This window comes from Luteibacter sp. UNC138MFCol5.1, assembly GCF_900110505.1.
In the GTDB taxonomy this organism is placed as follows: domain Bacteria; phylum Pseudomonadota; class Gammaproteobacteria; order Xanthomonadales; family Rhodanobacteraceae; genus Luteibacter.
In genome coordinates, this window is sequence record NZ_FODZ01000002.1 from 605328 (window position 1) to 630287 (window position 24960).

The 24960-nt window shown below is 68.5% G+C and carries 27 protein-coding genes; 12 read left to right on the forward strand and 15 right to left on the reverse strand.

The window, feature by feature from the left end:
- Positions 1-330 precede the first annotated feature (330 nt).
- Positions 331-1089, forward strand: coding sequence for an enoyl-CoA hydratase/isomerase family protein (locus BMY69_RS07150; protein WP_090176532.1), 759 nt, complete (start codon positions 331-333; stop codon positions 1087-1089).
- Positions 1090-1163: 74 nt separating this feature from the next.
- Here BMY69_RS07150 and BMY69_RS07155 read toward each other — a convergent pair whose 3' ends face one another.
- The 3 genes from BMY69_RS07155 to BMY69_RS19890 all read right to left on the reverse strand — a co-directional run bounded on the left by BMY69_RS07155 (position 1164) and on the right by BMY69_RS19890 (position 2833).
- Positions 1164-2093 carry a Nudix family hydrolase gene (locus BMY69_RS07155; RefSeq protein WP_090176535.1) on the reverse strand — a complete coding sequence of 310 codons (930 nt, stop codon included), beginning with the start codon at positions 2091-2093 and terminating at the stop codon, positions 1164-1166.
- On the reverse strand, positions 2093-2581 hold the full coding sequence (locus BMY69_RS07160) for a dihydrofolate reductase (RefSeq protein WP_090176538.1): 489 nt from the start codon (positions 2579-2581) through the stop codon (positions 2093-2095). Before BMY69_RS07160 ends, BMY69_RS07155 begins: the two co-directional genes overlap by 1 nt.
- A gap of 123 nt (positions 2582-2704) precedes the next feature.
- A complete protein-coding gene (locus BMY69_RS19890; RefSeq protein WP_255364480.1) occupies positions 2705-2833 on the reverse strand; it encodes a hypothetical protein in 129 nt (42 codons plus the stop codon).
- 190 nt (positions 2834-3023) lie between these two features.
- On the opposite strand from BMY69_RS19890, the gene BMY69_RS07165 reads away from it, so the two are divergent.
- Positions 3024-3578 (forward strand): DUF4142 domain-containing protein, encoded by a 555-nt coding sequence (locus BMY69_RS07165; protein WP_218143136.1) that lies wholly within the window; start codon positions 3024-3026, stop codon positions 3576-3578.
- 70 nt (positions 3579-3648) lie between these two features.
- Here the strand turns inward: BMY69_RS07165 and BMY69_RS07170 are convergent, their stop codons facing one another.
- Both BMY69_RS07170 and BMY69_RS07175 read right to left on the reverse strand, forming a co-directional pair.
- Positions 3649-3858, reverse strand: coding sequence for a hypervirulence associated TUDOR domain-containing protein (locus BMY69_RS07170; protein WP_090176540.1), 210 nt, complete (start codon positions 3856-3858; stop codon positions 3649-3651).
- Between the two features lie 79 nt (positions 3859-3937).
- Positions 3938-4825: a LysR family transcriptional regulator gene (locus BMY69_RS07175; protein ID WP_090176543.1), complete on the reverse strand. Its 888-nt coding sequence runs from the start codon at positions 4823-4825 to the stop codon at positions 3938-3940.
- Between the two features lie 108 nt (positions 4826-4933).
- Here BMY69_RS07175 and BMY69_RS07180 point away from each other — a divergent pair, with 108 nt between their 5' ends.
- On the forward strand, positions 4934-5866 hold the full coding sequence (locus BMY69_RS07180) for an NADP-dependent oxidoreductase (protein ID WP_090176545.1): 933 nt from the start codon (positions 4934-4936) through the stop codon (positions 5864-5866).
- Between the two features lie 10 nt (positions 5867-5876).
- Here the strand turns inward: BMY69_RS07180 and BMY69_RS07185 are convergent, their stop codons facing one another.
- From BMY69_RS07185 to BMY69_RS07200, 4 genes are all read right to left on the reverse strand, one after another.
- Positions 5877-6608, reverse strand: coding sequence for a TlpA family protein disulfide reductase (locus BMY69_RS07185; protein WP_090176548.1), 732 nt, complete (start codon positions 6606-6608; stop codon positions 5877-5879).
- 86 nt (positions 6609-6694) lie between these two features.
- A complete protein-coding gene (locus BMY69_RS07190) occupies positions 6695-7807 on the reverse strand; it encodes a M56 family metallopeptidase (protein ID WP_090176550.1) in 1113 nt (370 codons plus the stop codon).
- Entirely contained in the window at positions 7804-8169 is a 366-nt protein-coding gene (locus BMY69_RS07195; protein WP_090176553.1) for a BlaI/MecI/CopY family transcriptional regulator, read from the reverse strand. The genes BMY69_RS07190 and BMY69_RS07195 overlap by 4 nt, the downstream gene beginning before the upstream one ends.
- 73 nt (positions 8170-8242) lie before the next feature.
- A complete protein-coding gene (locus BMY69_RS07200; protein WP_090176557.1) occupies positions 8243-8794 on the reverse strand; it encodes a TetR/AcrR family transcriptional regulator in 552 nt (183 codons plus the stop codon).
- Between the two features lie 87 nt (positions 8795-8881).
- Between BMY69_RS07200 and BMY69_RS07205 the strand changes: the two genes are divergently transcribed.
- Positions 8882-9901, forward strand: a complete 1020-nt coding sequence (locus BMY69_RS07205; protein WP_090176560.1) for an NADP-dependent oxidoreductase — start codon at positions 8882-8884, stop codon at positions 9899-9901.
- 32 nt (positions 9902-9933) lie between these two features.
- Entirely contained in the window at positions 9934-10278 is a 345-nt protein-coding gene (locus tag BMY69_RS07210) for a hypothetical protein (protein WP_090176562.1), read from the forward strand.
- A gap of 24 nt (positions 10279-10302) precedes the next feature.
- Here the strand turns inward: BMY69_RS07210 and BMY69_RS07215 are convergent, their stop codons facing one another.
- The gene (locus BMY69_RS07215) at positions 10303-11097 is read right to left on the reverse strand and encodes a thymidylate synthase (protein WP_090052254.1); all 795 of its coding nucleotides are present in this window, start codon (positions 11095-11097) and stop codon (positions 10303-10305) included.
- A gap of 11 nt (positions 11098-11108) precedes the next feature.
- On the reverse strand, positions 11109-11939 hold the full coding sequence (gene lgt, locus BMY69_RS07220) for a prolipoprotein diacylglyceryl transferase (RefSeq protein WP_090176565.1): 831 nt from the start codon (positions 11937-11939) through the stop codon (positions 11109-11111).
- 150 nt (positions 11940-12089) lie between these two features.
- On the opposite strand from lgt, the gene BMY69_RS07225 reads away from it, so the two are divergent.
- A complete protein-coding gene (locus BMY69_RS07225) occupies positions 12090-14066 on the forward strand; it encodes an alpha/beta hydrolase family protein (protein ID WP_255364481.1) in 1977 nt (658 codons plus the stop codon).
- 190 nt (positions 14067-14256) lie between these two features.
- Entirely contained in the window at positions 14257-17079 is a 2823-nt protein-coding gene (locus tag BMY69_RS07230; protein ID WP_304441821.1) for a TonB-dependent receptor plug domain-containing protein, read from the forward strand.
- A gap of 37 nt (positions 17080-17116) precedes the next feature.
- Here BMY69_RS07230 and BMY69_RS07235 read toward each other — a convergent pair whose 3' ends face one another.
- The 4 genes from BMY69_RS07235 to BMY69_RS07250 form a co-directional block, all read right to left on the reverse strand.
- Positions 17117-17617 (reverse strand): TPM domain-containing protein, encoded by a 501-nt coding sequence (locus BMY69_RS07235; protein ID WP_090176570.1) that lies wholly within the window; start codon positions 17615-17617, stop codon positions 17117-17119.
- Positions 17617-18513, reverse strand: a complete 897-nt coding sequence (locus tag BMY69_RS07240) for a TPM domain-containing protein (RefSeq protein ID WP_090176574.1) — start codon at positions 18511-18513, stop codon at positions 17617-17619. Before BMY69_RS07240 ends, BMY69_RS07235 begins: the two co-directional genes overlap by 1 nt.
- On the reverse strand, positions 18513-19136 hold the full coding sequence (locus BMY69_RS07245) for a LemA family protein (protein ID WP_090052246.1): 624 nt from the start codon (positions 19134-19136) through the stop codon (positions 18513-18515). The genes BMY69_RS07240 and BMY69_RS07245 overlap by 1 nt, the downstream gene beginning before the upstream one ends.
- Positions 19137-19198: 62 nt before the next feature.
- Complete coding sequence (locus tag BMY69_RS07250) at positions 19199-19573, reverse strand: diacylglycerol kinase (protein ID WP_090052244.1); 375 nt, start codon at positions 19571-19573, stop codon at positions 19199-19201.
- A 297-nt stretch (positions 19574-19870) separates the two neighbouring features.
- On the opposite strand from BMY69_RS07250, the gene BMY69_RS07255 reads away from it, so the two are divergent.
- From BMY69_RS07255 to BMY69_RS07275, 5 genes are read left to right on the forward strand one after another with little or no spacing between them, the layout of a single operon-like run.
- Positions 19871-21406 (forward strand): peptide MFS transporter, encoded by a 1536-nt coding sequence (locus BMY69_RS07255; RefSeq protein WP_090176577.1) that lies wholly within the window; start codon positions 19871-19873, stop codon positions 21404-21406.
- A 53-nt stretch (positions 21407-21459) separates the two neighbouring features.
- Entirely contained in the window at positions 21460-22740 is a 1281-nt protein-coding gene (locus tag BMY69_RS07260; protein WP_255364482.1) for an ATP-binding protein, read from the forward strand.
- Complete coding sequence (locus tag BMY69_RS07265) at positions 22737-23315, forward strand: response regulator transcription factor (RefSeq protein WP_090052240.1); 579 nt, start codon at positions 22737-22739, stop codon at positions 23313-23315. Before BMY69_RS07260 ends, BMY69_RS07265 begins: the two co-directional genes overlap by 4 nt.
- Positions 23316-23317: 2 nt before the next feature.
- Positions 23318-24496 carry a sialidase family protein gene (locus tag BMY69_RS07270; protein ID WP_255364483.1) on the forward strand — a complete coding sequence of 393 codons (1179 nt, stop codon included), beginning with the start codon at positions 23318-23320 and terminating at the stop codon, positions 24494-24496.
- Positions 24496-24957, forward strand: a complete 462-nt coding sequence (locus tag BMY69_RS07275) for a TlpA family protein disulfide reductase (RefSeq protein WP_090176578.1) — start codon at positions 24496-24498, stop codon at positions 24955-24957. The genes BMY69_RS07270 and BMY69_RS07275 overlap by 1 nt, the downstream gene beginning before the upstream one ends.
- The last annotated feature ends 3 nt before the right edge of the window (positions 24958-24960 follow it).

Below are 24960 nucleotides of genomic sequence, written 5' to 3' on the forward strand. Positions count from 1 at the left end.
ACCTCCCCGCAAGGTCACTGCCGGAACGGTGAGGACAGCCCATCGCCGATACGATCGGCTCCCACCCTTCGGTAGCTGCCTTCCCACAAGGCCGCTACCGGAACGGTGAGGACAATCCATCGCCGATGCGATCGGCTCCCTCCTTCGGTAGCTACCTTCCCGCAAGGTCACTGCCGGAACGGTGAGGACAGCCCATCGCTCGAAAATGACGGTGGGAGCCGATCGTATCGGCGATCCCGCGGCAGCGGGCAACGAAGCCGGTGAAGCGGCTGCACCACCGGCCGCCGAAACGCCATAATCGACGCAACCCACACCGACGGACGCGCACCCATGCTCGACATCCTGCTGCACGACGGCGACATCCACGAAATCCGCATGGCTCGCGGGCCGGTCAACGCGCTGGACATCGGCCTCGTCGAGGCGTTGCGCGAGGCGATCGTCGGAGCCCCCGCGAACGGCGCGCGAGGCATCGTGCTTTCCGGCGCGCAAGGCATGTTTTCGGCGGGCGTCGACGTCCCCGCCCTGCTCCAGCGCGACCGCGCGGGCGTCCGCGACTTCTGGAACGCCTTCTTCGCGCTGTGCGGCGCACTGGCGACCTCGCCCGTACCGACCGTCGCGGCGATCACCGGCCACAGCCCCGCGGGCGGCGCGGTCATTTCGCTGTTCTGCGATTACCGTGTGATGGCGCACGGCGTCTACAAGATCGGCCTGAACGAGGTGCAGGTCGGCCTTTCCGTGCCCGAGCCGATCCAGTTCGCGATGCGCCGCATCCTCGGCGGCTACCGCACCGAGCGACTGCTGGTGGCCGGCGCGATGGTGGACGCCGAGCAGGCCCACGCGATCGGTCTGGTCGACGAACTCGCGACCGTCGAACAGGTCGTCACCCGTGCCACGCTATGGCTCGCCGACCTGCTGAAGCTGCCGCCGAAGGCGATGCTGCGCACCCGCGAGATCGCCCGCGCCGATCTCGTCGCCGTCTGGGGCGACACGTCGAACCTGCTCGATCCGGGTTTCATCGACGACTTCTTCGCCGAGGAGACGCAGGGCGTGCTGCAGGCGCTGGTGGCGCGGCTGAAGGCCAAGCACTAGCCAAGCTCTCGCAAGCCCGTATCGCCGATACGATCGGCTCCCACCCTTCGGTAGGAGGTGGGAGCGATCACCGGCTATCGAGCGAACCCGCGGATGCCGGCCACGCCCTGCGCGGCATGCATCCGCGCCTCTCCCACATCGTCGGGACCAAGACCGCCCAGCGCATAGACCGGCAACGACGCCGTCTCGGCCAACCGCGCGAACCGCGGCCAGCCCAGCGGTTCGGCGCCGGGATGGCTGGCCGTCGCCTGCACGGGCGACAGCGTCGCGAAGTCGCAGCCCAGCGCCGAGGCACGTGCGAGCTGCGCTGCATCGTGGCACGACGCGCCGACCACGGACGTCCACGGCAGCGGCCGCTCTTTCAGCTCGCCGAGTTGCTGGGCACGAAGATGCACGCCCGTACCGAGGATGGACGCGCCCTCGATGTCGCCGTTGAGCAACAGGTCGGCGCCCGCGCGGCGGACCTCGGGCAGAACCGCCTTCGCCACGTCGCGCGCGACGTCTGTGGAACGCCCTGGCAACCGCAGTTGCAGCAGGCGCTCGCCGCGCGCCAGCGCGGCGAGCAGCCCCGCGACGACGACGTCGGGTGACGCATCGGGCGCCGTGATCGGGTAATGGGCCGGCAGGCGGATGGCCGCCAGGATGGGCCGGTCGGCCGGCGCGAGGATGGACGGATCGATGTCGCGCGGCGCGCGCCATGCGATCGCCGCGGCGTCGAGCGCGAGCGGCGTCCCGGTCCAACGGCGGACGAGCATCGCCTCCAGCAGCATCGACCGCTCGCCATACGCCCACGGCACGCGGATGCACGACTCGAACGACGCGGGATCGACGGCGATCCCCAGCTCTTCGTCCAGTTCGCGCTCGAGCGCGGCGACGGCGGACTCCCCCGGTTCGAGCTTGCCACCGGGAAATTCCCACGTGCCGGCCAGATGCTTGCCGGGTGGCCGCTGCGCGATGAGGATGCGTCCATTAGCGTCGACCAGCACGCCGGCGACGACGTGCATCAGACGTTCCGGACGTATTCGACCATGTCGAAGGCGTGGGCGTGCTCGGCATCGGCCTTGTGGCGCACCCGCGAAACCTCCGTCCATTCCTTGAAATCGACGCCGGGGAAGAACACGTCGGCGCCATCGACCGCGGCGTACACCCAGGTCAGGTACAGCGTGCGGGCATAGGGCAGCGCTTCGCGGAACACCTCGCCACCACCGATGACCATGAGGCCCGTGTGGCCACAGCTCGCCTGTGCCTCGGTGATCGAACGAACGGTGACCTGCCCAGGGAACGGCGCCTCGCCCTTGCGCGAGAGCACGTAGTTCACGCGTCCCGGCAACGCGCGGCCGATGGATTCGGCGGTCTTACGCCCCATCAGCACGGCCCTGTCGAGCGTCAGCGTCTTGAAGTACCGAAGATCGTCCGGAAGATGCCAGGGCAGTCCACCCTGTTTGCCGATGGCAAAGTTTTCGTCGAGCGCGGCAACCAGGTGTACGGCCATGGAACATCCTTCACGGTTTCAGTCGGAACGGTCGGGCACCGGGCCCGTGCGCTCGCGATAGTAGTCCTGTCCGCGTGATGGTGGAACTAACGATCGTTTGACTGTCCGCGCTAGCGACCTGTCTCAGCCCTGATCCTCGTCGTCGTGCTGCTGCTGAGGCGACTCCGGCTCCTTGGGCGTCTTCTCGACGCGCTGTCCGGTGGAGCGATCGTAGTCATGCGGCGAAACGGGGTCTTTGTGTTCTGCATTCATGGGGTCGTCCGCTGTAGAGATGGTCTCTCATGATCGGGCGCACGATGTCGACACCGCCGGGACGGGGCGTGAAGTGTGCGGCACAGGCGTGAAGGAAGGCCTCGTTGATCCCTGCTGCACGCCTCATTCATTGCACGGGTGCGACACGTTGATCACTCGCGCACAGCGCCCAACCGCACGGAGCCATACCATGACACGCATGCCACGCCACGCCCTCGCTGCCGCCCTTCTCGCCGCGGTCGTTCTGCCGGCCGCCGCCTTCGCCCAGGAACACACGCCAGGTTCGACTTCGGCACCTGCGGCGGACGCCATGTTCGTCACCGAGGCCAGCGCGGCGGGCCTCGCCGAAGTCGCGCTTGGACAGCTGGGCGCATCGAAGGGCAATTCGGAAGCGACGAAGTCGTTCGGCCAGCAGATGGTCACCGATCACACGAAGGCGAACGACGAGCTGAAGACCATCGCCGGCCAGAAGAACCTTCCTCTGGCCACTGCGCCGAAGCCCGCCGACACGAAGGCCGCCGCCGCGATCGGCGAGAAGTCGGGCGACGCCTTCGACCAGGCCTTCGCGAAGAAGATGGTCGCGGACCACAAGAAGGCCGTCGCGCTCTTCAGCAAGGAGTCGACCAGCGGCAAGGACCCCGAACTGAAGGCGTTCGCGACGAAGACGCTGCCGACGCTGAAGGAACACCTGCAGATGGCGGAGAAGCTGCCCGGCAAGGGTGCGAACGCCATGGCGGGCCACTGACTGCAGGAGCGCGCCCTGCGCGCGACATCGTTCGAGGCCCTGATCCCCAGGGCCTCGAACGATGTCGGCGTCAGACCTTCTTCAGCGAGCCCGGTTTGTGCGCGGCTTTACCGCCGCTCTTCTCGCTGACGACGAGGTATTCGGGGTTGTCCTTCGACGCGGCGACCTCGTGCCCCTTGATCTTCGTGGGCTTCGTCAGTTTCTTCTCCACCTTGCCCGTCGTCGTGCCTTGCGAGGTTTTCCAGCTGACCTTGTCGCCGCGCTTGAGCGTGGATGCCATGGCTGCGTTCCCGTTGCTGAGGAACCCCCAGCGTGAAAGCGGCAGGGTGAACGACATGCGACGCGTGCGTCGTCGGCCTTCACCGCGCGGGAAGCGCGAACTCGCCGCCGGGGTACCGGCTGGCCATGAAATCGACGAAGGCACGTACCTTCGGACTCTCGAGCCGACGGGACGTGTGCAGTACCCATAGCTCCACGTCGTCGCCCGCGACGCCCCAGCTAACGACGTCGCCACGTTCGATGAGCTCGCCGGCGATGGACTGCGGCAGCAGTGCCACGCCGGCACCGGCGGCGACCGCGTCGCGCACCATGAGCAGCGACGACAGTCGCAGCACCGGCCGCGGCGCCAGCACGAGCGTGCCATCGCGACGCGCCCACGTATCGCCGTCGCGGTAGTTCGCCGCCATCACGACCGCCGGCACCTCGGACGGCTCATCCGCTCCGCCCGAAGGTCGGGCGAACGACGGAGCCGCGACGAGCAGCAGGCGGTCGCGCGCGAATCGGCGGCCGACCAGCCCGCTGTCCTTCGGCGGATTGATGCGGATCGCCACGTCGAAATTCTCCTCCACGAGGTCTGCCCGACGGTCCTCGGACACCGTCTCGATCTCCACTTCCGGATGGAGCCTCAGGAACGCGGCGGCGAGCCGCCCGAGCGCGAGCTGCGAGAACAGCTGGGGCGCGGCGATCCGCAGCAGGCCGCGCGGCGTGTCCACGCCATCGCGAGCGGCGGCGAAGGCATCGGTCACCTCGTGCATCGGTCCGGCCGTGCGTTCGGCCAGCGCGCGGCCGGCCCCGGTCAGCACGAGACGTTGTCCGCCCCGCTCGATGAGCCGGACACCGAGCTGTTCCTCGAGATCGGCCACCCGCCGCGACAGGGTGGCCTTCGACCGGCCGCTCGCGCGGCTGGCTCGACCGAAGCCGCCATGGGTAGCCACCAGCTGGAAGTCGATCAAGGCGTTCAGGTCCATGCCGTCTCACATCTGGTACGGGATGTCCAAATTCTAGCGACTGTGTTCCGAATCCGATAGCACCTATCGTCTTTCCACACAGCCACTCACCACACCGAGGAGTTACCCATGAACACGATCCGCGCGCTCCAGCTCAACGAATACGGTGGTCCCCAGTCCATCGGCGTCGCTTCCATCGATGCGCCGAGCCCCGCCCCTGGCCAGGTGCTCGTCAGGGTCCACGCAGCAGGAATCAACGGCCTGGACTGGAAGGTGCGCGAAGGCTACGTCCGCGACGTCTTCCCGCTCGACCTGCCGACCGTTCTCGGCATCGAACTCGCCGGCACCGTCGAGGCCGTCGGCGAGGGCGTCACGGCTCTGAAAGTCGGCGATCGCGTGATGGGCCCCCGGGGCGGCCTGGGCGCCTACGCCGACCTGGTCGCCGTCGACGAAGCCATCCTTAGCCGGATCCCGCCCTCGATGAATTTCGTCGAAGCGGCCGCGCTGCCGGTCGCGGCGATCGCGGCCTGGCAGAGCCTGCACCATGCCGGTCCCATCCGTGCGGGTCAGCGCATCCTGATCCACGGCGCGGCCGGTGGCGTGGGCGGTTTCGCGGTGCAGTTCGCCCGCCGTGCCGGCGCGGAAGTGTTCGCCACGGCCCGGGCCGCGCACCGCGACGAGGTGCTCGCCCTGGGCGCCGACCACGTGATCGCATACGACCAGGAAGATTTCGAGCAGACCGTCGCGAACATCGACCTCGTGCTCGATTACGTGGGTGGCGAGGTCCTCGACCGGTCGTGGTCGGTGCTCGCCGACGATGGCGCCATCGTCAGCAGCGCGTCGCCGGCGATCGCTTCGACGGCGCCGGCCGGTCGGCGTGGCCTCTGGTTCGTCAACACACCGGACGCCGCGCGCCTCGAAACGATCGCGAACGAAGTCGCCGACGGCCAGCTGCGCTCGCGCATCGCCGCCACCGTCCCCTTCGACGACCTGCCGGCCGCCATCGAGCGGAACCGCACGGCGTCGCAGCCGGGCAAGACCGTCGTCGACTTTTCGCTCTGACGGCCGTAGATCAGTGCACCGGGCCGATCCAACGCTCGAGGTCGGCCACGCCGAGAGGCTGGCCCGGCGCCTTCACCGTGTCGCTGCGCACCGCGCTCGTCACACGCCCCTGCGCATCGACCCGCATGAGCGTGGGATAGACCGCGACGCCGACGGCATCGATCAGGGCCTGCTGGCCGGCGACGACCGGCCAGTTGAGGCCGCGCGCGCGGACGAACTCACGAGCCGTCTCTTGATCGTCGAACGTGAAGGCCACGACGGGGACCTCCGGATGCTTCCGGTGGTACGCGGAGAGGACCGGCGTTTCGGCGATGCAGGGCGCGCATTGGGCGAAGAAGAAGCCGGCGACGAAGGGCTTGCCGCGCAGGGAAACCAGCGAGACGGGCTTTCCGTCGATCGTCGACGTGACGAAGTCCGGAAAGGCGCGCGGCGCGGCGGCCTGTGGCGCCGGCGCCGCCTCGGCCGCGCGACGCTGCGCGATGACGTCGTCGCTTTCGAGCCTCAGCGTGGCACGGTGCGCCTTCACGTCCTTGATCACGTCGAACGGGCGCGACGCCATCGCCGCCTTGAAGCGTTCGTACGGAATGACCTTCCCGTCCGGGCCCTGGAACACGACGTCGTAATCATCGGGCACCGCGAGCTGGGACAGCATGGAAGACGCCTCGGCGGGGCGACGGTCGTCGGCCGCCGAGGCGGTCGCGCCGAGGCCGACGAAGGCGGTGAAAAGAAGCGTACGGACCACGGGCGCACCTCGACGGGCTACATGTGTAGGCCATACGCTACATGTGTAGCATGGCCCACGCAAGCCGTTGTTGCCCTTCGATCACCTCACCGGCGCGACACGACCGGTGCCGTCGACACGACCCAGCGGCCATCCTTCGCCTGGCTGAAACGCACGCGGTAGACACCGGGGGCCGGCGCGCTCCCGCTCGACGCCCCGCCCACGGTCGACACCCGGTAGGTGCCGGACGCATCGCCGACGGCTGCGAAACGAAGGGACATCCCGCCCAATCCCGCGATCGCTTCCGCCGCGGATCCTGCCTGCCGGACGATCGCCGCTCCGCCGGTGGCGAGCGCCAGCGCGACGAACGCCGCGAGCCATCGTCCCGGGTGTGCGGCCCGCGCGGGACCTTCGGGCGCGATGATCGCCGCCACGCGGCGCCGGGCCGCGAAGGCGGGGCCGGCGACGGTGGATGCGACGCCCGCCGCGCTCGCCGAACGCCGCAGCGCGTCGAGCAAGGCACGGGCATAGCCGGCCCGTGTCTCGCCATCGAGACCGCGCAGGGCGTCGGCGTCGCAGAGTTCTTCGCGCGCGGCGAGGAGCTGGGCATGCAGGTCCCGCAGCGGACGGCACCACGGCAGCATCGCCAGCGCGGCGTGTTCGGCGAGCAGTCGCCAGTTGTCGCGCCGCCGCGCGTGCGCCCGCTCGTGGCGTACGAGCGCGTCGACCACCTTCCGTGGATGCGTCGCGACCGAGATCGGCAGCAGGATCGCGGGTCGGCGGTATCCGACCAGCATGGCTCCCGGGACGTCCGCGATCCGCACCGGGATCGTGTCGCGGCGGTCGCATTCGCCCACGGACGCGACGGCGCGGAGGCGCCGAAGCTGTCGAACGAGATGCAGGCAGCGCCAGGCCGCCCACCCTGCCGCCAGACCCGCGACCGCGCGGGCCAGCCAGAGCAGCCAGCGCTGCGCCGGCAAGGCGTCCGGCAGCAGCGGTCCGAGCAGCGATAGTCCCGTCGTCGGTGCTGCGTTCGGGAAGCAGGCCACCGACGCGACGATCACCGCGGGCACCGCCGCGGTGATCCAGAAGGCCACGGACGCGGCGAGATGCCGGCGCCGCGCGTCCAGGGCGGGATCGACGAAGCGCAGCGCCAGCGCGAGCCCGGCGCCGGCGATCACGCCGCACGCTCCGCTCATGACCAGCGCGATGGCGTTCATCCGCGGCCGCCCGAATTGAGCATGCGCTCGAGTTCCGCGAGTTCGGCATCGTTGAGCAGCGCGCTGCCGGTGAACGCCGAAACCGGCACGCGACCGGACACTTCTAGGACGTTGCGGAACAGATGGCCCAGCGATTCGCCGAGCACCTCGACCTTGGTCTGGGCCGGTGAAAAGACGGCCAGCCCGTGGCTTTCTTCGCGCACGACGAGCTCCTTCACCCGCATGCGTTCGAGCACCGTGCGCGTGGTCGAGACGGCCCATCCCGTGCGCTCCGCGAGCGCGTCGTGCAGTTCACGGGCGCTTTGAGGGCTGCGCTCCCAGAGCGCCTTCAGTACTTCGAGTTCGCTGTCGGCCGGGACCATCGTCGCTCCGCGCATCGCAGTTGGACCGATGCTACTACATCTGTAGCGCGCTCACGGGCGTCGCGGAGATGCCTCACCTGTCGACGCGCAGGATGGTGTCCCTGACGATGCTGAAGAGCCTCTCGGACCGGGCCGCGTGCGCCGGCTGTTCGCGCAGCCATGCGAGCGCGGCGATGAGATCGAAGAGCTCGGCGCCGTCCAGGTCGGCCCGCGCCAGCCCGGCGCTCTGGGCGCGGCGCAGCAGCGAGGCCCCCGCCGCCTTGAGCCGCACGCACGCGTCGTGCAGGGCCGAATCCGGGTCCTCGATGGCGCTCATCATCGGCGCGAGGATCCCGCGGTGCTCATGGGTGAAGCCGATGATGTCGGCCAGCCACGCCACCAGGGCCTCGTCGGCGGCCGCGTCGTTCTCGAGTGCCGCGGCCTTCGCGGCCAGATCGTCGAAGCTCGATCGAAGGAGCGTTTCCAGCAGCGCCTCCCGGGTCGGGAAGTGACGGTAGAGCGTGCCGACGCCGACATCCGCCTGGCGCGCGATATCGCGCATGGAAACGTCCGCGCCCTGTTCCTGGAGCACTTTCTGGGCGACGGCGAGGAGATGGTCGTAATTTTTTCGGGCGTCTGCGCGCATGGGGTCTTGATATCCGGAACGGCGTTCCGTATATTTGGAACACTGCTCCGTTAAAGATACCCCACTTTCGCTCCGAGTAGAAATCCCATGTCGACGTCCCAGATGAAAGCCGTCCGCCAGCATGCCTTCGGCGGCCCCGACCAGCTCCGCTACGAAGACGCGCCGAAGCCCGTGGCAAAGGCCGGGGAGGTGCTTGTCCGTGTCCACGCCGTCGGCGTCAACCCGCCGGACTGGTATCTGCGCGAAGGCTACAAGACGCTTCCGCCGGAGTGGCGCCCTGCCGCGACCTTCCCGCTGATCCTCGGCACCGACATCTCGGGCGTGGTGGCCGACGTGGGCGACGGCGTCGCCGGGTTCGGCGTCGGCGACGAGGTCTACGCGATGGTCCGCTTTCCGGATGGCATGGCCGGCGGCAGCCAGGCCTACGCCCAGTACGTGAGCGTTCCGGCCGCCGAACTCGCCATCAAGCCGGCCTCGGTCGACCATGCGCATGCCGCCGGCGCGCCGATGTCCCTGCTCACCGCCTGGCAGTTCCTCGTCGACCTGGGTCACGACGAACCCAACGCCGTGCAGCCCGGTCCGCATCATCCGGTGCCGCTCGCCGGCAAGACCGTCCTCGTCAACGGCGCGGCGGGCGGCGTCGGTCATTTCGTGGTGCAGGTGGCGAAGCTGAAGGGCGCGCGCGTCATCGCGACCGCGTCGTCTCGACATAGCGAGATGCTGAAGTCGCTCGGTGCCGACGAAGTCATCGATTATACGAAGACGGTTCCCGAAGACGTGGTGCGCGACGTCGACCTCGTCGTGGACGCCGTCGGCGGACCGACCAGCGGCCGCTTCCTGCGCAGCATCAAGCGCGGCGGCGCCCTCTTCCCGATCTTCCCGCTGGGCTTCGCGGATGCCGACGAAGCTGCCCGTCTCGGCGTCACGGTGTCGGCGACGCAGGTGCGCTCGAACGGGGCCCAGCTGCACGAACTCGCGGCCCTGCTCGATTCGGGCGCCCTCCGCGTCGTGCTGGACAGCGCGTATCCGCTGGCGGAAGCGAATCGCGCGCACGAACGGGCGGAGCGCGGTCATATCCAGGGAAAGATCGTGCTGACCGTGGACTGAGCACGCCAGCCACCGACCGTGGAGCGATACCCATGACGATCCTACGCGCTGCCATCCTCGACCTCTTCGATCCCGGCGTGCCGACGACCGACGCCGCGGACCGACATTTCGATCCGTCCTTCCGCCAGCGTGTCGACGGCGCGTGGACCGACCGGGCGACATTCGTCGCCGGCATCGAGGCACTGAGGCAGGATCTCGTCCGCGTCGATGTTTCCGTGCTCGACGAACTCGTCGTCGACGACCGCTACGCGGAACGCCATGTCATCGATCTCGAACTGCGCAACGGCGCACGGATCGCGCGCGAGGTCTACGTGTTCGGACGGCGCGGATCCGACGGCCGGTTCGTCAGCATCGAGGAAACCACGATCGCGCCATGACGCGATCGTGGGTCGGGGCGCCGCTCAGACCGCGACCGGTGCCTTGATCGCGGGATGCGGGTCGTAGTCGACGATGGCGATGTCCTCGAAGCGGAAATCGAACACCGAGCGCACCTCGGGGTTCAGCACCAGCCTCGGCAGCGGACGCGGTTCGCGCGTGAGCTGTTTCGTCGCCTGCTCGATGTGATTCGAGTACAGGTGCGCGTCGCCGATCGTGTGGACGAAGTCGCCGGGCTGCAGGCCCGTCGCCTGCGCGACCATGTGCGTAAGCAACGCGTAGCTCGCGATGTTGAAGGGAATGCCGAGGAAGATGTCGCCCGAACGCTGGTAGAGCTGGCACGAGAGCTTGCCGTTCGCCACGTAGAACTGGAACATCGTGTGGCACGGCATCAGGGCCATTTTCGGCAATTCGCCGACGTTCCATGCGGAAACGATCAGGCGCCGCGAATCCGGATTGCGCTTGATCTCCTCCACCACCCACGCGATCTGGTCCACGACCTTGCCGTCCGCCGTGGGCCACGCACGCCACTGTCGTCCGTAGACCGGTCCGAGGTCGCCGTTGGCGTCGGCCCACTCGTCCCAGATGCTCACCCCGTTTTCCTTCAGGTAGGCGATGTTCGTATCGCCCTTGAGGAACCAGATGAGCTCGTGAACGATCGAACGCAGGTGCAGTTTCTTCGTCGTGACCAGCGGGAAACCGCGGCCGAGGTCGTAGCGCATCTGCCAGCCGAACACGCTGCGCGTGCCGGTGCCGGTACGGTCGGACTTCTCGGCGCCGTGCTCGAGAACGTGACGGAGGAGATCGAGATAGGGCTGCATGGGCGTCGACTTTACCCGTTCGCCGTCGCGGGGGCCGGCGCGACGGGGGCATAGGGCGCCCGCCGCGAAAGCAGCAGCAGGAAGATGCCCACCGCGATCAGCGGCAGCGACAGGATCTGGCCCATCGTGACCCAGCCGAACGCGAGGTAGCCCAGCTGCGGGTCGGGCACCCGCACGAACTCGATGGCGAAGCGGAAGCATCCGTAGAGCAGACCGAACAGGCCCGACACCGCGTAGCGCGGACGGGGCTTCATCGAATACAGCCACAGCACCACGAACATCACCACGCCCTCGAGCGCGAATTCGTAGAGCGGATTCGGGTGGCGCGGCAGCGCGTCGGGGGCGTGGGGGAAGATCATGCCCCAGGGCAGATCGGTGGGCTTTCCCCACAGCTCGCCGTTGATGAAGTTGCCGAGGCGGCCGAGGCCAAGACCGAGCGGGACGAGCGGCGCGACGAAGTCCACCGTGTCGAAGAACTTCACGCCGTTGCGCCGCGACCACCAGAGGCCCGCCACGAGCACGCCCAGCAGACCGCCGTGGAACGACATGCCGCCGTCCCAGACGCGGAAGAGCGCGACCGGATCGGTCCAGATCCAGTCGATGTTCGTATAGAACAGCATGTAGCCGACGCGGCCGCCGAGCACCACGCCCATCATCAGGTAGAACATCAGGTCGCCGAAGCGCTCGGAGCTTACCGGCAGCCTGCCCTGGCGGCGGCGGTACTCGCCGAGCGCCCAGCCGCCGAGGAAACCACCGAGGTACATCAGTCCGTACCAGTGGACCTGGACCGGACCGAGCGAGAGCGCGACGGGATCGATGTTGACGACGTACGGAGTGGCCATGGAACGCCCGGATGAGATGCAGGCGCCAAGTGTACCGCCCCACCCTGTCCGCAGGTCGCCTTGTGGCGAGGCCGGGGATCGGCTATATCGGCCCACGGAGGCCGTCCGGGGGGACGGCACGATACGGACACATCGAACAGGGGAGACTCCATGATCAACCGCCTCGCGCGGCCCATGCTGGCCGCGCTTTGCCTCGCCTCGACCGCCGCCTCGGCCGCCGACCTGGTGCCCGTCGCCGATTTCGCGCGGCGCATGCCGCTGACCAGCCCGAGCCTGTCCCCGGACGGCCAGTACGTCTCGCTCGCCTTCCACGACCCGGACGGCAAGACGCACGGCCTCGCGATCTACCGCGTGGGCGACATGAGCAAGGCGGTCACCCTGATCCGCATGCCACCTTACGAGGCACCGGCGAAGATCGCCTGGGCCAGCCCCACCCGTCTCGTCGTGGCGCGCGGCAAGGTCGACGGTTCCATCGGCCGGACGATGCTCACCGGCGAGATCATGTCCATCGACGTCGATGGCAAGAATCCCGACTACCTGTACGGCTACCAGGCCGTGGGCAAGCGCGCGGCGACCCGCGCCACCGACGAGGGCTGGGGCGAGATCGAAGGCCTGCCGGTGCAGAACAACGGGCACTTCTACATGCGGGCCACGTCGTGGCTCGACCAGAATCGCAGCACGCTCTACGACGTGGACGCAAAGACGAGCACGCGCAAGCAGATGGCCGACATCGGCATCGGCGGCATGAGCTTCATGATCTCGCCCGACGGCCAGGCGCGCTTCGCGTTCGGCACGGACGACTCGTTCCGCTGGGTCGTGTTCCATCGCGAGGGCAGCGGCTGGAACAAGCTCTCCGGGAGTGCGCAGCAGCAGAACTTCACGCCGGTCGCGAGCGTGGCGGGCAGCAATCGCATCTACGCGAAGTACAGTCCCGACGGCAAGGGCGGCGCGTTCGTCGAACAGGACGAGGACGGTGGCAACCCGAAGATCATCCGCAAGGACGACTTCAGCGAGGTGAGCGCGTCCGGCCTGTGGACGCCCGCGCCGCTGCGTCCCTTCGGCACGATCGCCGACACGGGCATCCCGCAGCCGACCTACATCGATCCGGCGTCGCCGATCGCCAAGCTGCACATGGCGCTGTCGCAGAAATTCCCGGGGCAGTTCGTCAGCTTCGTCGACTACAGCGAGGACGGCGGCCAATTGATGTTCAGCGTGTCGAGCGACCGCGAGCCGGGCCGCTACATGATCATCAACACGAAGACGTTCAAGGTCAGCAAGCTGTTCGACGCCAAGCCGTGGATCGATCCGGCGAAGATGTCGGAGCGCCGGCCGCTGCGCTTCAAGGCGAGCGACGGACTCGAGCTCGAAGCCATCCTGACCTTTCCGAAGGGCAAGCCCGAAACGAACCTGCCGTTGGTCCTCGTGCCCCACGGCGGTCCGCACGGCGTCTCCGACGAGTGGTTCTACGACGACGACGCGCAGTTCCTCGCGAATCGCGGTTACCTCGTGCTGCAGGTGAACTATCGCGGCTCGGGGAGCCGCGGCAGCACGTTCGAGCAGGCGGGATACCTGAAGTGGGGCACGCGCGTCCAGGAAGACCTGATCGACGGCGTGAAGTGGGCCATCGCGCAGCGTTTCGCCGACCCGGGACGCGTGTGCGTCTACGGCGCGAGCTTCGGCGGTTACTCCGCGATGATGGTGCCCGTCCGCGCGCCGGGCATGTTCCGGTGCGCCGTGGGTTACGACGGCATCTACGACCTGGACATGATGTACAACAAGGGCGACATCAAGGACAGGAAATCCGGCCGCAGTTACCTGACTACCGTGATCGGCAAGGACCAGGCGGATCTCGCGGCCAACTCGCCCACCCACCTGGCGGACAAGATCGACGTGCCGGTGTTCCTCGTCCATGGCGAAGACGACCAGCGCGCGCCGTTCGCGCAGTTCAAGGCGATGCGCGCCGCGCTCGACGCCGCCCACAAGCCCTACGAGACGCTGACCAAGCCCGACGAGCGGCACGGCTTCGTCAAGCCGGAGAACGTCGAGGAGTTCTACAACCGGCTGCAGGCGTTCCTGGACAAGCACCTGGGCGGCGACAGGCCGGCGACGGCACAGGCGGCGCCATAGCCCCATCCCCAGCGAGGTTGCCCCCCCGGCCCGCAGGCGCTATGTTGGCGCGATCGTCGGGCCCGGGTGGGGTGAGGCGGGGCTTGGGAGGTTTTGGGGTATGCACGTGAGTACCGGGCACACGCGCCAGGTCGCGAGGCGACGTATGGCGCTCGCGAGTGCGCTCCTGGCCGCCTTGTCCGGAACCGCCGTGCATGCCCAGCAGACCGCGCCGGCCGAGATGCTGGCGCCGGTCAACGTCACCGTGACGGGCTCGCGCATCCGCGGCACCGATGTCGAAACCGCGCAGCCCGTCTTCACCATGGACCGCGCGGCCATCCGCGCCACCGGCCTGTCCGATCTCGGCAGCATCGTCGCGCGCATGCCCTCGGCCGCGACGCCCGAGGTCACGCCGCAGGACACCCTCTCCTCCAGCGGCGACGCCGGCGGCCGTTACGCGAACCTGCGCAATCTCGGCGCCGTGCGCACGCTCGTGCTCGTCAACGGTCGCCGCTGGACCACGAGCCTCGGCGGACTGACCGATCTCTCCACCATTCCCGTCGCTATCGTCGAGCGCATCGAGGTGCTCAAGGACGGCGCGTCCTCCATCTACGGCTCCGACGCGATCGGCGGCGTGGTCAACATCATCACGACCGACCGCTTCGAAGGCGCCTCGGCCGACGTCCTCTACGGCCAGAACGGCAAGGGCGACGGCGCCACGAAGCATGGCGCCTTCACCTGGGGCCGGAGCGGCCAGCGCGGCTCGCTGATCCTCGGCGCGAGTTACGACGACGCGGACGACCTGCGCGACGCGAAGCGCTCGCTCACGCGCAGCGCGTACGGCCCACGGCACCCCGATGCCGGTCTCGGCATGGGGCCATGGGGCGGCGTGGTCGACCCGCGCGCACCGGGCACCCCCGGCGCTGGCAACTACGCCGGCGACGGCAGCTGGATCGCCAATCGCTACGTCGCGAACCATCCCGGCGTCGTCGATACGTCCAACCTCGCGAACTACCACCCGTACGATGTCGACAGCAACGCCGACAAGTACGCGACGGCCCGCGACATGACGTTCCGCGCCGGCAGCAAGTTGCGCAACCTCTTCGCGACGGGTCGCTACAACCTCACCGACGACATCGCCCTGCGCGGCATGGCCGACTACGGGGTGCGCGACACGCGCTGGCAGGCGGCGGGCTATCCGCTGCAGAGCGGTTCGGGACGCGACGCCGGCCTCGCGATCGACGCCGACAACGCTTACAACCCGTTCCCGGGTTACGACACCGCGTTCTTCCGTCGCACCACCGAAGTGCCCCGCGTGAACTGGGCGAAGAGCAAGGCGCTGCATCTCGACACGGGTGCCGAAGGCACGTTCGACTGGCTCGACCACGCGTGGAACTGGGACGTCACCTACGCCTATTCGGAGACGCGCGCGAGCCAGACGACCAGCGGCAACATCAACCTGGTGAACGCGCGCAAGGCGCTGGGGCCGACGACGACGCTCGACGGCCAGCCGGCCTGCGCCAGCGCCGCGGATCGCGCGGCCGGCTGCGTGCCATGGAACATCCTTGCCGGCCCCGGCGGCACGCCGGAGGCGGTCTGGCGTTACGTGACGTCGACGGGCACGTCGCACCAGACCACGCGAACGAACGACGTCATCGCCAACCTCACGGGCGGCCTGGTCGATCTTCCCGCGGGGACGCTGCGCGTCGCCGGCGGCATCGAGCACCGTCGCGAGAACGGTCGTTACGTACCGTACCCCGCCGATTCGGCGGGACTGACGACCCAGCTCGCCAGCGCTCCGACGAACGGCGGCTACATCGCGAACGAGGCCTACCTCGAACTCGACGTGCCGCTCCTCGCGGACCTTCCGCTCGCACGCGAGCTGGCGGCGAACGTGTCGAGCCGTTACTCGCACTACTCCGCCTTCGGCGGCCGCACGAACAACAAGTACAGCCTGCGCTGGAAGCCTGTGGACGACCTGCTGCTCCGCGCCACGTTCGCGGAAGGGTTCCGTGCCCCCACGGTGGCCGACCTGTACGCCGGGGCGAGCGAGAGCTTCGAGAGTTTCCTCGATCCCTGCGACAGCGTGTACGGCGCCTCCGCCACCGATGCCTCGGTGCGCGCACGTTGCGCCGCCGCCGGCGTGCCGGCGAACTATCGGCAGATCGACCAGTCCGGTGCGCGCATCGGCTCCGCCACCGGGGGCCAGAACCCGACCGCCTTCACCACGGGCGCGAACCCCGCGCTCAAACCGGAAACGTCGATCACCCGCACCGCCGGTGTGGTGTACAGCCCGAGCTATGTCGAAGGGCTGGACATCACGCTCGACTACTACAAGGTCGACATCCGCGACGTGATCACGCCCGTGCTCGCGGGCGACATCCTCAATTTCTGCTACGTCCGCAACGACCCCTCGTTGTGCGGCCGCTTCACGCGCGCGGCGGACGGCCAGATCGTATCGCTCGACGAGAGCCTCGCGAATCTCGGCTCGCTGCGCACCGAAGGCTACGATCTCGGCCTGCATTACCGGTTCCCCGAGACGCGCTACGGCGAGTTCACCCTGCTCTCCGACAGCACCTATCTGAAGGATTACACGCAGGTCGGCAGCCCCGGCAGCGCGCCGCGCCATCTGGCGGGGTACATGAACGGCGTGCAAGGGCTTTATCGCGTGCGCTCGAATCTTTCGCTCGACTGGTCGTGGCGGCGTTTCGGTGCGACGTGGACCACACGCTGGTTCTCGGGCCTGAAGGATTCGTGCTGGTCCGCGGATGTCGAGTGCAACCGCCCCGACGCGATCAACGCGCTCACGGGCGTCACGGGCCTCAGCCGCAAGGGCGGCGTCGCCTTCAACGACCTGCAGGTGCGCTGGCTGGCACCGTGGAACGGCAGCTTCCGCGTCGGCGTGAACAACGTCTTCGCGCGCAAGGGCCCGCTCTACTACAACGTGTCGAGCGCCGGCGGCGGCAGCCCGCCGTACAACCCGGCGTTCGACATCGACCGCTACTGGTACGTGGGATACCAGCAGAGTTTCTGAGCCGCCGGGCGCATGGTGGGAGCGCACCGCATCCGGATCACAGCACCAGCGGATGATCCGGTAGCTGGTTCTTGCGAGGTTCGCCGTCGCCCGGGAAATGGCGGGCCAGGAGGTCGCCGGCTTCCGCCACGCCGGTCTGCACGGCCTCACGGTAGCGCCCCTGCGCGAACGCGTCGCGCATGTGCGCCGTGATCGCCGCCCATTCGGACGGCGCGACCGCCTTCGCGATGCCGCGGTCCGCGACGATCTCGATGCGGTGCTCGGCGAGCAGCACGTAGAGGAGCACGCCGCAGTTCTCCTCGGTGTCCCAGACACGCAGGTGCGAGAACAGCGCGGTGGCGCGGTCGCGGGCCGTGACGCCCGCTGCCACGTCGGCCAGGGACAGGCGCGATTCGATCACGACGCGCAGTTCGCCACGGTGACGTACCTCGCCTTCGGCGACCGTCTTCGTGATCGCGTCCAGCGTTTCACGCGGAAAATGGCGACCGATCTGGAACCAGGCGCCGAAGAGGTTGCTGGCCATGCGTCCGAAATTCATCACCAGTTCCCCGATGCGCCGCCGCCACCGAAACTGCCGCCGCCTCCGCTGAAGCCGCCGCCTCCCCCACCGCCACCGAAGCCGCCACCACCGAACCCACCGCCGCCGCCCCAGCCGCCGAAACCACCCCAGCCACCACCGCCGATCGAACGGCCGGCGCCGAGGGGAATCGCCATGATCAGCGCGCCGGCGATGAGGCCGACCACGCCGCCGAGGATGGACTGCAGGAACAGCCAGCCGAGGCCGCCGGCGATCGCGCCACCGACCGGCATGCGCAGGCCGAGCGGCGCGCGGCCGAGGATGCCGCGCAGGAAGATCGCCCCGAACAGCAGCGGAATCAGCAGGTGGCCGAAGCCTCCACGGCGCCGCTCGTGGCTCTCGTCCGGTGCGACGGGTGGCGGCAACGCTTCGCCCTGCACGATCTGGGTGATCGCGTTGAGCGCTTCGTCGATGCCACCGAAGTAATCGTTCGCGCGCAGCTTCGGCGCCATGTATTCGCGGATGATGCGCGACGCGATCGCGTCCGGCAGCGCCCCTTCCAGGCCGTAGCCGACTTCGATGCGAACGCGGCGATCGTTCTTCGCCAGCAGCACGAGCACGCCGTCGTCGGGCCCTTCGCGTCCCACCTTGTTCGTTTCCGCCACCTTGAGCGAGTAACTCTCGAGGTCCTCCGGCTGCGTCGTCGGCACCATCAGCACCACGACCTGCGCGCCCTTGGCCTTCTCCAGGTCAACGAGGCGCGCGTCGAGCTGCGCCACCTGCGCCTCCGTCAGCGTCCCGGTGAGGTCCGTGACGTGCCGCGCGAGCTTCGGTACCGCGACGTCGTCCGCCAGTGCCGCCGCGGGCGGCACCAGCAGGGCGACGGCGAACAGCAGGGCTGCCGCGAAACGACGCATCAGCGACCGGCCGTGGATGCCGGGGCCGGGGTGGAACCGAAATCGACGGTCGGGGCGGTGGAGATCGCCTTCTCGTTCTCGACGCTGAAATTCGGCTTGACCTGGTAACCCATGACCTTCGCCGTGAGGTTGTTCGGGAACGAGCGGATCAGCGTGTTGTAGCTCTGTACCGCGGCGACGTAGCGGTTGCGCGCCACGGTGATGCGGTTCTCGGTGCCTTCCAGCTGCGCCTGCAGGTCGCGGAAGGAGCCATCGGCTTTGAGCTGCGGATAGTTTTCGCTCACCACCATCAGGCGCGAAAGCGCGCTGGTCAGCTGCCCCTGGGCCGCCTGGAACTTCGCCAGCGCCTCGGGATCGTTGAGAAGTTCCGGAGTGATCTGCGTCTGGCCGACCTTCGCGCGGGCGTTGGTGACCTCGGTCAGCACGCGTTCTTCGTGCTGCGCGTAGCCCTTCACCGTGTTGACGAGGTTGGGCACCAGGTCGGCGCGGCGCTGGTACTGGTTGAGCACTTCCGACCAGGCGGCCTTGACCGCCTCGTCTTCGCGCTGGATGGCGTTGTATCCGCAGCCGCTCAGGAAGCCGGCGAGAAGGACGAGGGCGAACGCGCGGAGGAGTGTCTTCATGGCGGCGGTTTCCTTGGGTGTGCGGGGCACAACTTACCGCAAAGCCGGGCCGCGTGGATGTCCTACCCCAACAGCCGCGGCCCGAGGATCAGCGCCCAGCTGACCAGCACCATCATCATGAGGAGGAACACGGCCGCCGAGCCCATGTCCTTGGCCCGGCCGGCCAGTTCATGGAATTCCGGACTGACCTTGTCGACGACGGCCTCGATGGCGGAATTGAGCAGCTCCGCCGAAAGCACCAGCATGGGAAAGGTGATCAGGACGATCTTCTCGATCGCCCCCTGCCCGAGCCACAGGCCGAGCGGCACGACCACGATGGCCAGGAGGACTTCCAGCCGGAACGAGGCCTCGTGGCGGAAACAGGCGCGCAGGCCCTGCATCGACCAGCGGAAGGCCGCATAGATCTGCCGCGGCCCGCGCCGCTCGGTCGATGCCATGCCGGTCAGGCCGCCGAGGCGGACGCCGGGCAGAGGCGCCTGGCGGTGAGGAAGTGGGTGCGGTGCGGCATCGGAGCGGATTCGGGCGCGGGAAACGGCCCGTATCATGCCACAGGCCGCCTTCCGGCCGGCTTAGGGCGAATCGCCGTGGCGAATCGCCGCGCCCCTCTGGCGCCGCAACACGACCCGTCGGACCATTTGTATTACGCTTGAACGGTTGTGCCTTCGTTCAGGAGGCCGGCGATGGGAGCCGGGCGATCCGCCCGACTCGCTGCTTCCAATGTGTCCGGAAAATACATGCCCATCCAGAATCCACCCGTTTCTCAGACCAAGTCGTTCAGCACGGTCTTCCTCATCGAAATGTGGGAGCGCTTCGGCTTCTACGGCATGCAGGTGCTGATGGTCACCTACATGGTGAAGAAGCTCGGCTTCGCCGACACCGATGCGAACCTCGTCTGGGGCGCGGCCGCCGCGCTGATCTACGCCACCCCCGCCATCGGCGGCTGGATCGGCGACAAATTCCTCGGCACCCGTCGCACCATGCTGACGGGTGCGGTCGTCCTGATGGTCGGTTACGCCCTCCTCTGGATCCCGACCAACAACACGTACGCCCTTTACCTCGCCCTCGGCGTGATCGTCTTCGGCAACGGCCTGTTCAAGCCCAACGCCGGCAACCTCGTACGCAAGATCTACGAGGGCGACGAGGTCCGCATCGACAGCGCGTTCACCATCTACTACATGGCGGTGAACATCGGCTCCACCGTCTCGATGCTGCTCACGCCCTGGATCCGCGACTACGTCGGCCAGCACTACGGCGACGCGCTCGGCTGGCATACCGCGTTCGGCGTCTGCTCCATCGGCCTCGTGCTCGGCCTCGTCAATTACTACTTCATGCGCCAGACGCTCGCGCACGTCGGCTCCGCGCCGGACGAGCGTCCGCCCGTCGCGAAGAACGTCATCGGCGTCGTCATCGGCGGTCTCGCGGTCGTCGGCGCCTCGGCGTACATCCTGCAGAACCAGAGCGTCGCCAAGGCCTGCGTCTACCTCGCGGGCGTCGTGATCCTCGGCATCTTCATCCACCTCATCCGTTCGAGCGCGCGCGGCGAGCGCGCCGGCCTGATCGCGGCGCTGGTGCTGACGGTGCAGACGATCTTCTTCTTCATCTTCTACCAGCAGATGTCGACCTCGCTGAACCTGTTCGCGCAGCGCAACGTCGACCTGTCGTTCAGCCTGTTCGGCTTCGAGCTGTTCCGCTGGATTCCCGAGCAGTTCCAGTCGCTCAACGCGATCTGGATCGTGATCCTGTCGCCGATCCTGGTGTGGCTCTACAACTCGCTCGGCAAGCACGGCAAGGACTTCCCCGTCGCCGCGAAGTTCGCCCTCGGCTTCGCCGCCGTGGCCGCCGGCTTCTTCATGTACGGCCTGGGTGCCACCACCGCGGTGAACGGCGCGATCTCGTCGTGGTACATGGTGTGGGGCTACGGCCTGTACTCGCTCGGCGAGGTGCTGGTCAGCGGCCTGGGCCTCGCGATGATCGCCCGTTACGTGCCGGCGCGCATGGGCGGCTTCATGATGGGCGCCTACTACGTCGCCGTGGGCGTCTCGCAGTACATGGGCAGCGTCGTGGCGAACGTCGCCGCGATTCCCGACAACATCACCAACCCGCTCGAATCGCTGGCGATCTATACCAGCCTGTTCAACAAGCTCGGCTTCGTCGGCCTCGGCTGCACGCTGATCGCGCTGGCCATGCTGCCGCTGATGAAGAAGCTCTCGCTCGACCATGCGCTGGCGAACGTGCCGCCGGTGCCGCCCGTCCACAACGAAGACCTGTAACGCGGCGAAAGGGCCGTCCCGCGGGGCGGCCCTTTCGCCTTGAAGAGAACGCCGTGAGCGACACCCTGCATACGCCATCGTCCCGCTCCGGCCCGTTCGTGCTCGCACGAACCCTCGCCTGGCTGCGTCTGTGCGCGATCGCCGGGCAGAGCGTCGCCATCCTCTCCTGCGTCACGCTGCTGAAGCTCGACGTGCCGCTGCTGCCCCTGATGATCGGCGTCTGCGTGCTCGCGGTCTTCGCCGCCGCGGCCTCCTTTCGCCTCGGCATGCCGTGGAAGGTGACGGAGGTCGAGGCCGTGGTGCACATCGCGGCCGACACGCTCGTGCTGGGGTACCTGCTCTATTTCACCGGCGGCGCGTCGAATCCGTTCGTCACGCTCCTGCTGGTGCCCATCGCCCTCTCGGCCGCCGCGCTCTCGATCGCGGGCGTGTCGCTGGTGGCGATCCTCACCGGCGTCGCGTACGTGCTGCTGGTGCCCTACCACCTGCCGCTGCCGACCCTCGGCCACAAGAGCCTGGATTTCGATCTGTACGTCGCGGGCATGGGCGTCAACTTCGTGATCATGGCGATCCTGCTGGGCGTGTTCATCAGCAACCTCGCCAAGGCGATCCGCGTCCAGCAGGGCGAGGTGCAGCGCATCCGCGAACGCGCGCTGCGCGACGAGGGCATCCTCGCCATCGCCACGCAGGCCGCCGGGGCGGCGCACGAACTGAACACGCCGCTGTCGACGATGCGCACGCTGCTTCCCGAAATCCGGCGCGAGCACGCGACCGACAACCTGCTGGGCGAAGACCTCGACCTCCTCGACGGCCAGGTGGAGCGGTGCCGCACGATCCTGCGCGAGATGGTCGCCTTCGGGCAGGCGCAGCTCTCGCAGGTGCCGGAACGCATCACGCTCGACGAATTCGTGCACGTCTGCCTCGAGCGCTTCCAGTTGCTGCGACCGGAAGCCGACGTGGACGTCCGGCTCGAACCCGGAGCGGGGCGCATCGCGCTGCGCTCGCCACCCGGGCTACGCCACGCGCTGATCAACCTGCTCAACAACGCGGCCGACGCCTCCGCGATGAACGACAGCACGGCGGTGTCGCTGCGCATCGGCATCGTGGGCTCGTGGCTGGAGCTGACGGTGACGGACGAGGGCCCCGGTTTCGACGAGTTCGACGACCTGGGCACCCTCGGCCTGTCGCAGAAGGACACCGGACTCGGCATCGGGCTCGCGCTCGCCGAAGCCACCGCGGAACGCCTCGACGGCGAACTGGCGGCCAGCAACACGGGCCATGGCGCGCAGATGCGCCTGCGCCTGCCTCTTTCGGTCATCGGAGACCACGCATGAACGATCTCGTTCCACCCACCGGCCGCCCGCTGCTGATCGTCGACGACGACGCCACCTTCGCGCGCGTGCTGGGGCGTGCCCTCACCTCGCGCGGCTTCGAGGTGATCTCCTGCGACAACGCGGACGACGCGCGCGCGCTGACCCGCCGGCACCAGCCGCGCTTCTGCGTCCTCGACCTGAAGCTCGGCGACGAGAACGGCCTGCGCCTGATCCCCGAGCTGCAGTCGCTCGTGCCCGACATGCGCGTGCTGCTGCTGACCGGCTACGCCTCGATCGCGACCGCCGTCGAGGCGATCAAGCGTGGCGCCCACGATTACCTCGCCAAGCCCGTCGACGCCGACGCGGTGGTGCGCGCGCTGCTCGACGGCGACTCCGGCCCGGACCTCGACGACCTGGTCGACGCGCCCGATGCGCCCCTACCGCTGCGCCGCCTGGAATGGGAGCACATCCAGCGCGTGCTCACCGAGTGCGAGGGCAACATTTCGGAAACTGCACGCCGCCTTGGCATGCACCGCCGCACGCTGCAGCGGAAGCTCAGCAAGCACCCCGTCCGCGAACGCCCCGACGAGCACTGAACATGCGCCGCATCCTCGCCCTCGCCTTCCTTCTCGCCTGTACCGCCGTCGGGCAGGCGCACGACGCCATGGCCGGCATGGCGATGGGCCACGAGGCACCGCTCGGCTTCGACGCGGCACTCGACGACGCGGGGCACCTCTGGGTCGTCGATACCGTCGGCGAGCACGTGCGCGTGCGTCGTTCCGACGACATGGGTCGCACGTTCGCCCTTTCGACGATCGTGAACCCGACCGGCGAGCCCGTTTACGCCGAGGGCGAGAACCGGCCGAAGGTCGCGTTGGGCCCGGCAGGCGAGCTCTATGTGACGTGGTCGCAGCCGCGCAAGCTGCCATGGACGGGCTTCGTGCGCTTCTCGCGATCGCTCGACGGCGGCGCGCATTTCGACCCGCCGAAGACGGTGCACACGGACACCGCGGAAATCACGCACCGTTTCGACTCGCTGGCCGTCGACGCCCAGGGCAACGTGATCGTCGCCTGGATCGACAAGCGCGACCTCGTGGCGGCGACCGCGAAAAAGATGCCGTACCTCGGCGCCGCCACCTATTACAGCTGGTCGACCGATCGCGGCGCCACGTTCGCGCCCGAACGCAAGATCGTCGACCAGAGCTGCGAATGCTGCCGCATCGCGCTTGCGCGGACGCCCGATGGCCGCGTCGACGCGTTCTTCCGTGCCATCTATGGCGACAACATCCGCGACCACGCCTTCGCGACGCTGCCGACGGACGGTGGCGCACCGGACGTGAAGCGCGCGACGTTCACGCGGTGGCACATCGAAGGTTGCCCGCATCACGGCCCCTCGCTGGCGATCGACGGACGCGGCACGCGACACGCGGTGTGGTTCAGCGCGGCCGACGGCAAGCCCACCATCTGGTACGGGCAACTCGCGCCGGGCGCCGACCCGAAGCACCTCGTCGCGGTGGCCGGCAACGGCGCCTCGCATGCGGACGTCGCGGTCAGCGGCGCGCATGTGTGGATCGCCTGGCACCAGATGACCGCGAACGGCCTCGACCTCATGCTGCGCGAATCCACCGACGGCGGCGAGCACTTCAGCGAGCCGCGCGCCGTCGCGCATGCCGACGGCTCGTCCGGCTGGCCGAAGCTGGTCGTCTGGAAGGATCGCGCGTTCGTCGCATGGAACCCCGACGGCCGGTTCCGTCTGGTGCCGACGGAGGCGCTGTGATGCGGCGGCTGCTTGCGGCGTTCGCCGCGCTCGTGCTCGCGGCGCCCGCCTTCGCGGTGCCGCCGACGGCGTTGCAGCCCAAGGATGTTTCCACCCTGCTGAAGCCACCGGCGCAAGGGACGCGGGTGATCGCGCTGTGGGCCCTCGACTGCGCGTACTGCGAAGCCAACCTGGACGCGCTGGCGAGTTTCCGCGCATCGCATCCCGGGATCGAGCTCGTGATCGTCGCCACGGACCCCGTCAGCCAGGCCGCGGCGCTCGAAGCGCGACTGAAGACGGCGAAGCTCGATAGCCTGCCCACGCGCGCCTACGCCGACGCGACGCCCGACCGCATCAACTTCCTGCTCGATCCATCATGGGGCGGCGAGACGCCGCGCACGCTGGTGATCCGCGCCGACGGGACGCGCGACGCGGCCAGCGGTCTGCTCGACGCCGCCCGGATCGATCGACTGATCCGCTGACGG

Excerpts from the sequence above, each read along its gene's own strand:
- BMY69_RS07150 (WP_090176532.1), top strand. The coding sequence starts at position 331 with ATGCTCGACATCCTGCTGCACGACGGCGACATCCACGAAATCCGCATG.
- BMY69_RS07155 (WP_090176535.1), bottom strand. The coding sequence starts at position 2,093 with ATGCACGTCGTCGCCGGCGTGCTGGTCGACGCTAATGGACGCATCCTC.
- BMY69_RS07160 (WP_090176538.1), bottom strand. The coding sequence starts at position 2,581 with ATGGCCGTACACCTGGTTGCCGCGCTCGACGAAAACTTTGCCATCGGC.
- BMY69_RS19890 (WP_255364480.1), bottom strand. The coding sequence starts at position 2,833 with ATGAATGCAGAACACAAAGACCCCGTTTCGCCGCATGACTACGATCGC.
- BMY69_RS07165 (WP_218143136.1), top strand. The coding sequence starts at position 3,024 with ATGACACGCATGCCACGCCACGCCCTCGCTGCCGCCCTTCTCGCCGCG.
- BMY69_RS07170 (WP_090176540.1), bottom strand. The coding sequence starts at position 3,858 with ATGGCATCCACGCTCAAGCGCGGCGACAAGGTCAGCTGGAAAACCTCG.
- BMY69_RS07175 (WP_090176543.1), bottom strand. The coding sequence starts at position 4,825 with ATGGACCTGAACGCCTTGATCGACTTCCAGCTGGTGGCTACCCATGGC.
- BMY69_RS07180 (WP_090176545.1), top strand. The coding sequence starts at position 4,934 with ATGAACACGATCCGCGCGCTCCAGCTCAACGAATACGGTGGTCCCCAG.
- BMY69_RS07190 (WP_090176550.1), bottom strand. The coding sequence starts at position 7,807 with ATGAACGCCATCGCGCTGGTCATGAGCGGAGCGTGCGGCGTGATCGCC.
- BMY69_RS07195 (WP_090176553.1), bottom strand. The coding sequence starts at position 8,169 with ATGGTCCCGGCCGACAGCGAACTCGAAGTACTGAAGGCGCTCTGGGAG.
- BMY69_RS07200 (WP_090176557.1), bottom strand. The coding sequence starts at position 8,794 with ATGCGCGCAGACGCCCGAAAAAATTACGACCATCTCCTCGCCGTCGCC.
- BMY69_RS07205 (WP_090176560.1), top strand. The coding sequence starts at position 8,882 with ATGTCGACGTCCCAGATGAAAGCCGTCCGCCAGCATGCCTTCGGCGGC.
- BMY69_RS07210 (WP_090176562.1), top strand. The coding sequence starts at position 9,934 with ATGACGATCCTACGCGCTGCCATCCTCGACCTCTTCGATCCCGGCGTG.
- BMY69_RS07215 (WP_090052254.1), bottom strand. The coding sequence starts at position 11,097 with ATGCAGCCCTATCTCGATCTCCTCCGTCACGTTCTCGAGCACGGCGCC.
- lgt (WP_090176565.1), bottom strand. The coding sequence starts at position 11,939 with ATGGCCACTCCGTACGTCGTCAACATCGATCCCGTCGCGCTCTCGCTC.
- BMY69_RS07225 (WP_255364481.1), top strand. The coding sequence starts at position 12,090 with ATGATCAACCGCCTCGCGCGGCCCATGCTGGCCGCGCTTTGCCTCGCC.
- BMY69_RS07235 (WP_090176570.1), bottom strand. The coding sequence starts at position 17,617 with ATGAATTTCGGACGCATGGCCAGCAACCTCTTCGGCGCCTGGTTCCAG.
- BMY69_RS07240 (WP_090176574.1), bottom strand. The coding sequence starts at position 18,513 with ATGCGTCGTTTCGCGGCAGCCCTGCTGTTCGCCGTCGCCCTGCTGGTG.
- BMY69_RS07245 (WP_090052246.1), bottom strand. The coding sequence starts at position 19,136 with ATGAAGACACTCCTCCGCGCGTTCGCCCTCGTCCTTCTCGCCGGCTTC.
- BMY69_RS07250 (WP_090052244.1), bottom strand. The coding sequence starts at position 19,573 with ATGGCATCGACCGAGCGGCGCGGGCCGCGGCAGATCTATGCGGCCTTC.
- BMY69_RS07255 (WP_090176577.1), top strand. The coding sequence starts at position 19,871 with ATGCCCATCCAGAATCCACCCGTTTCTCAGACCAAGTCGTTCAGCACG.
- BMY69_RS07265 (WP_090052240.1), top strand. The coding sequence starts at position 22,737 with ATGAACGATCTCGTTCCACCCACCGGCCGCCCGCTGCTGATCGTCGAC.
- BMY69_RS07270 (WP_255364483.1), top strand. The coding sequence starts at position 23,318 with ATGCGCCGCATCCTCGCCCTCGCCTTCCTTCTCGCCTGTACCGCCGTC.
- BMY69_RS07275 (WP_090176578.1), top strand. The coding sequence starts at position 24,496 with ATGCGGCGGCTGCTTGCGGCGTTCGCCGCGCTCGTGCTCGCGGCGCCC.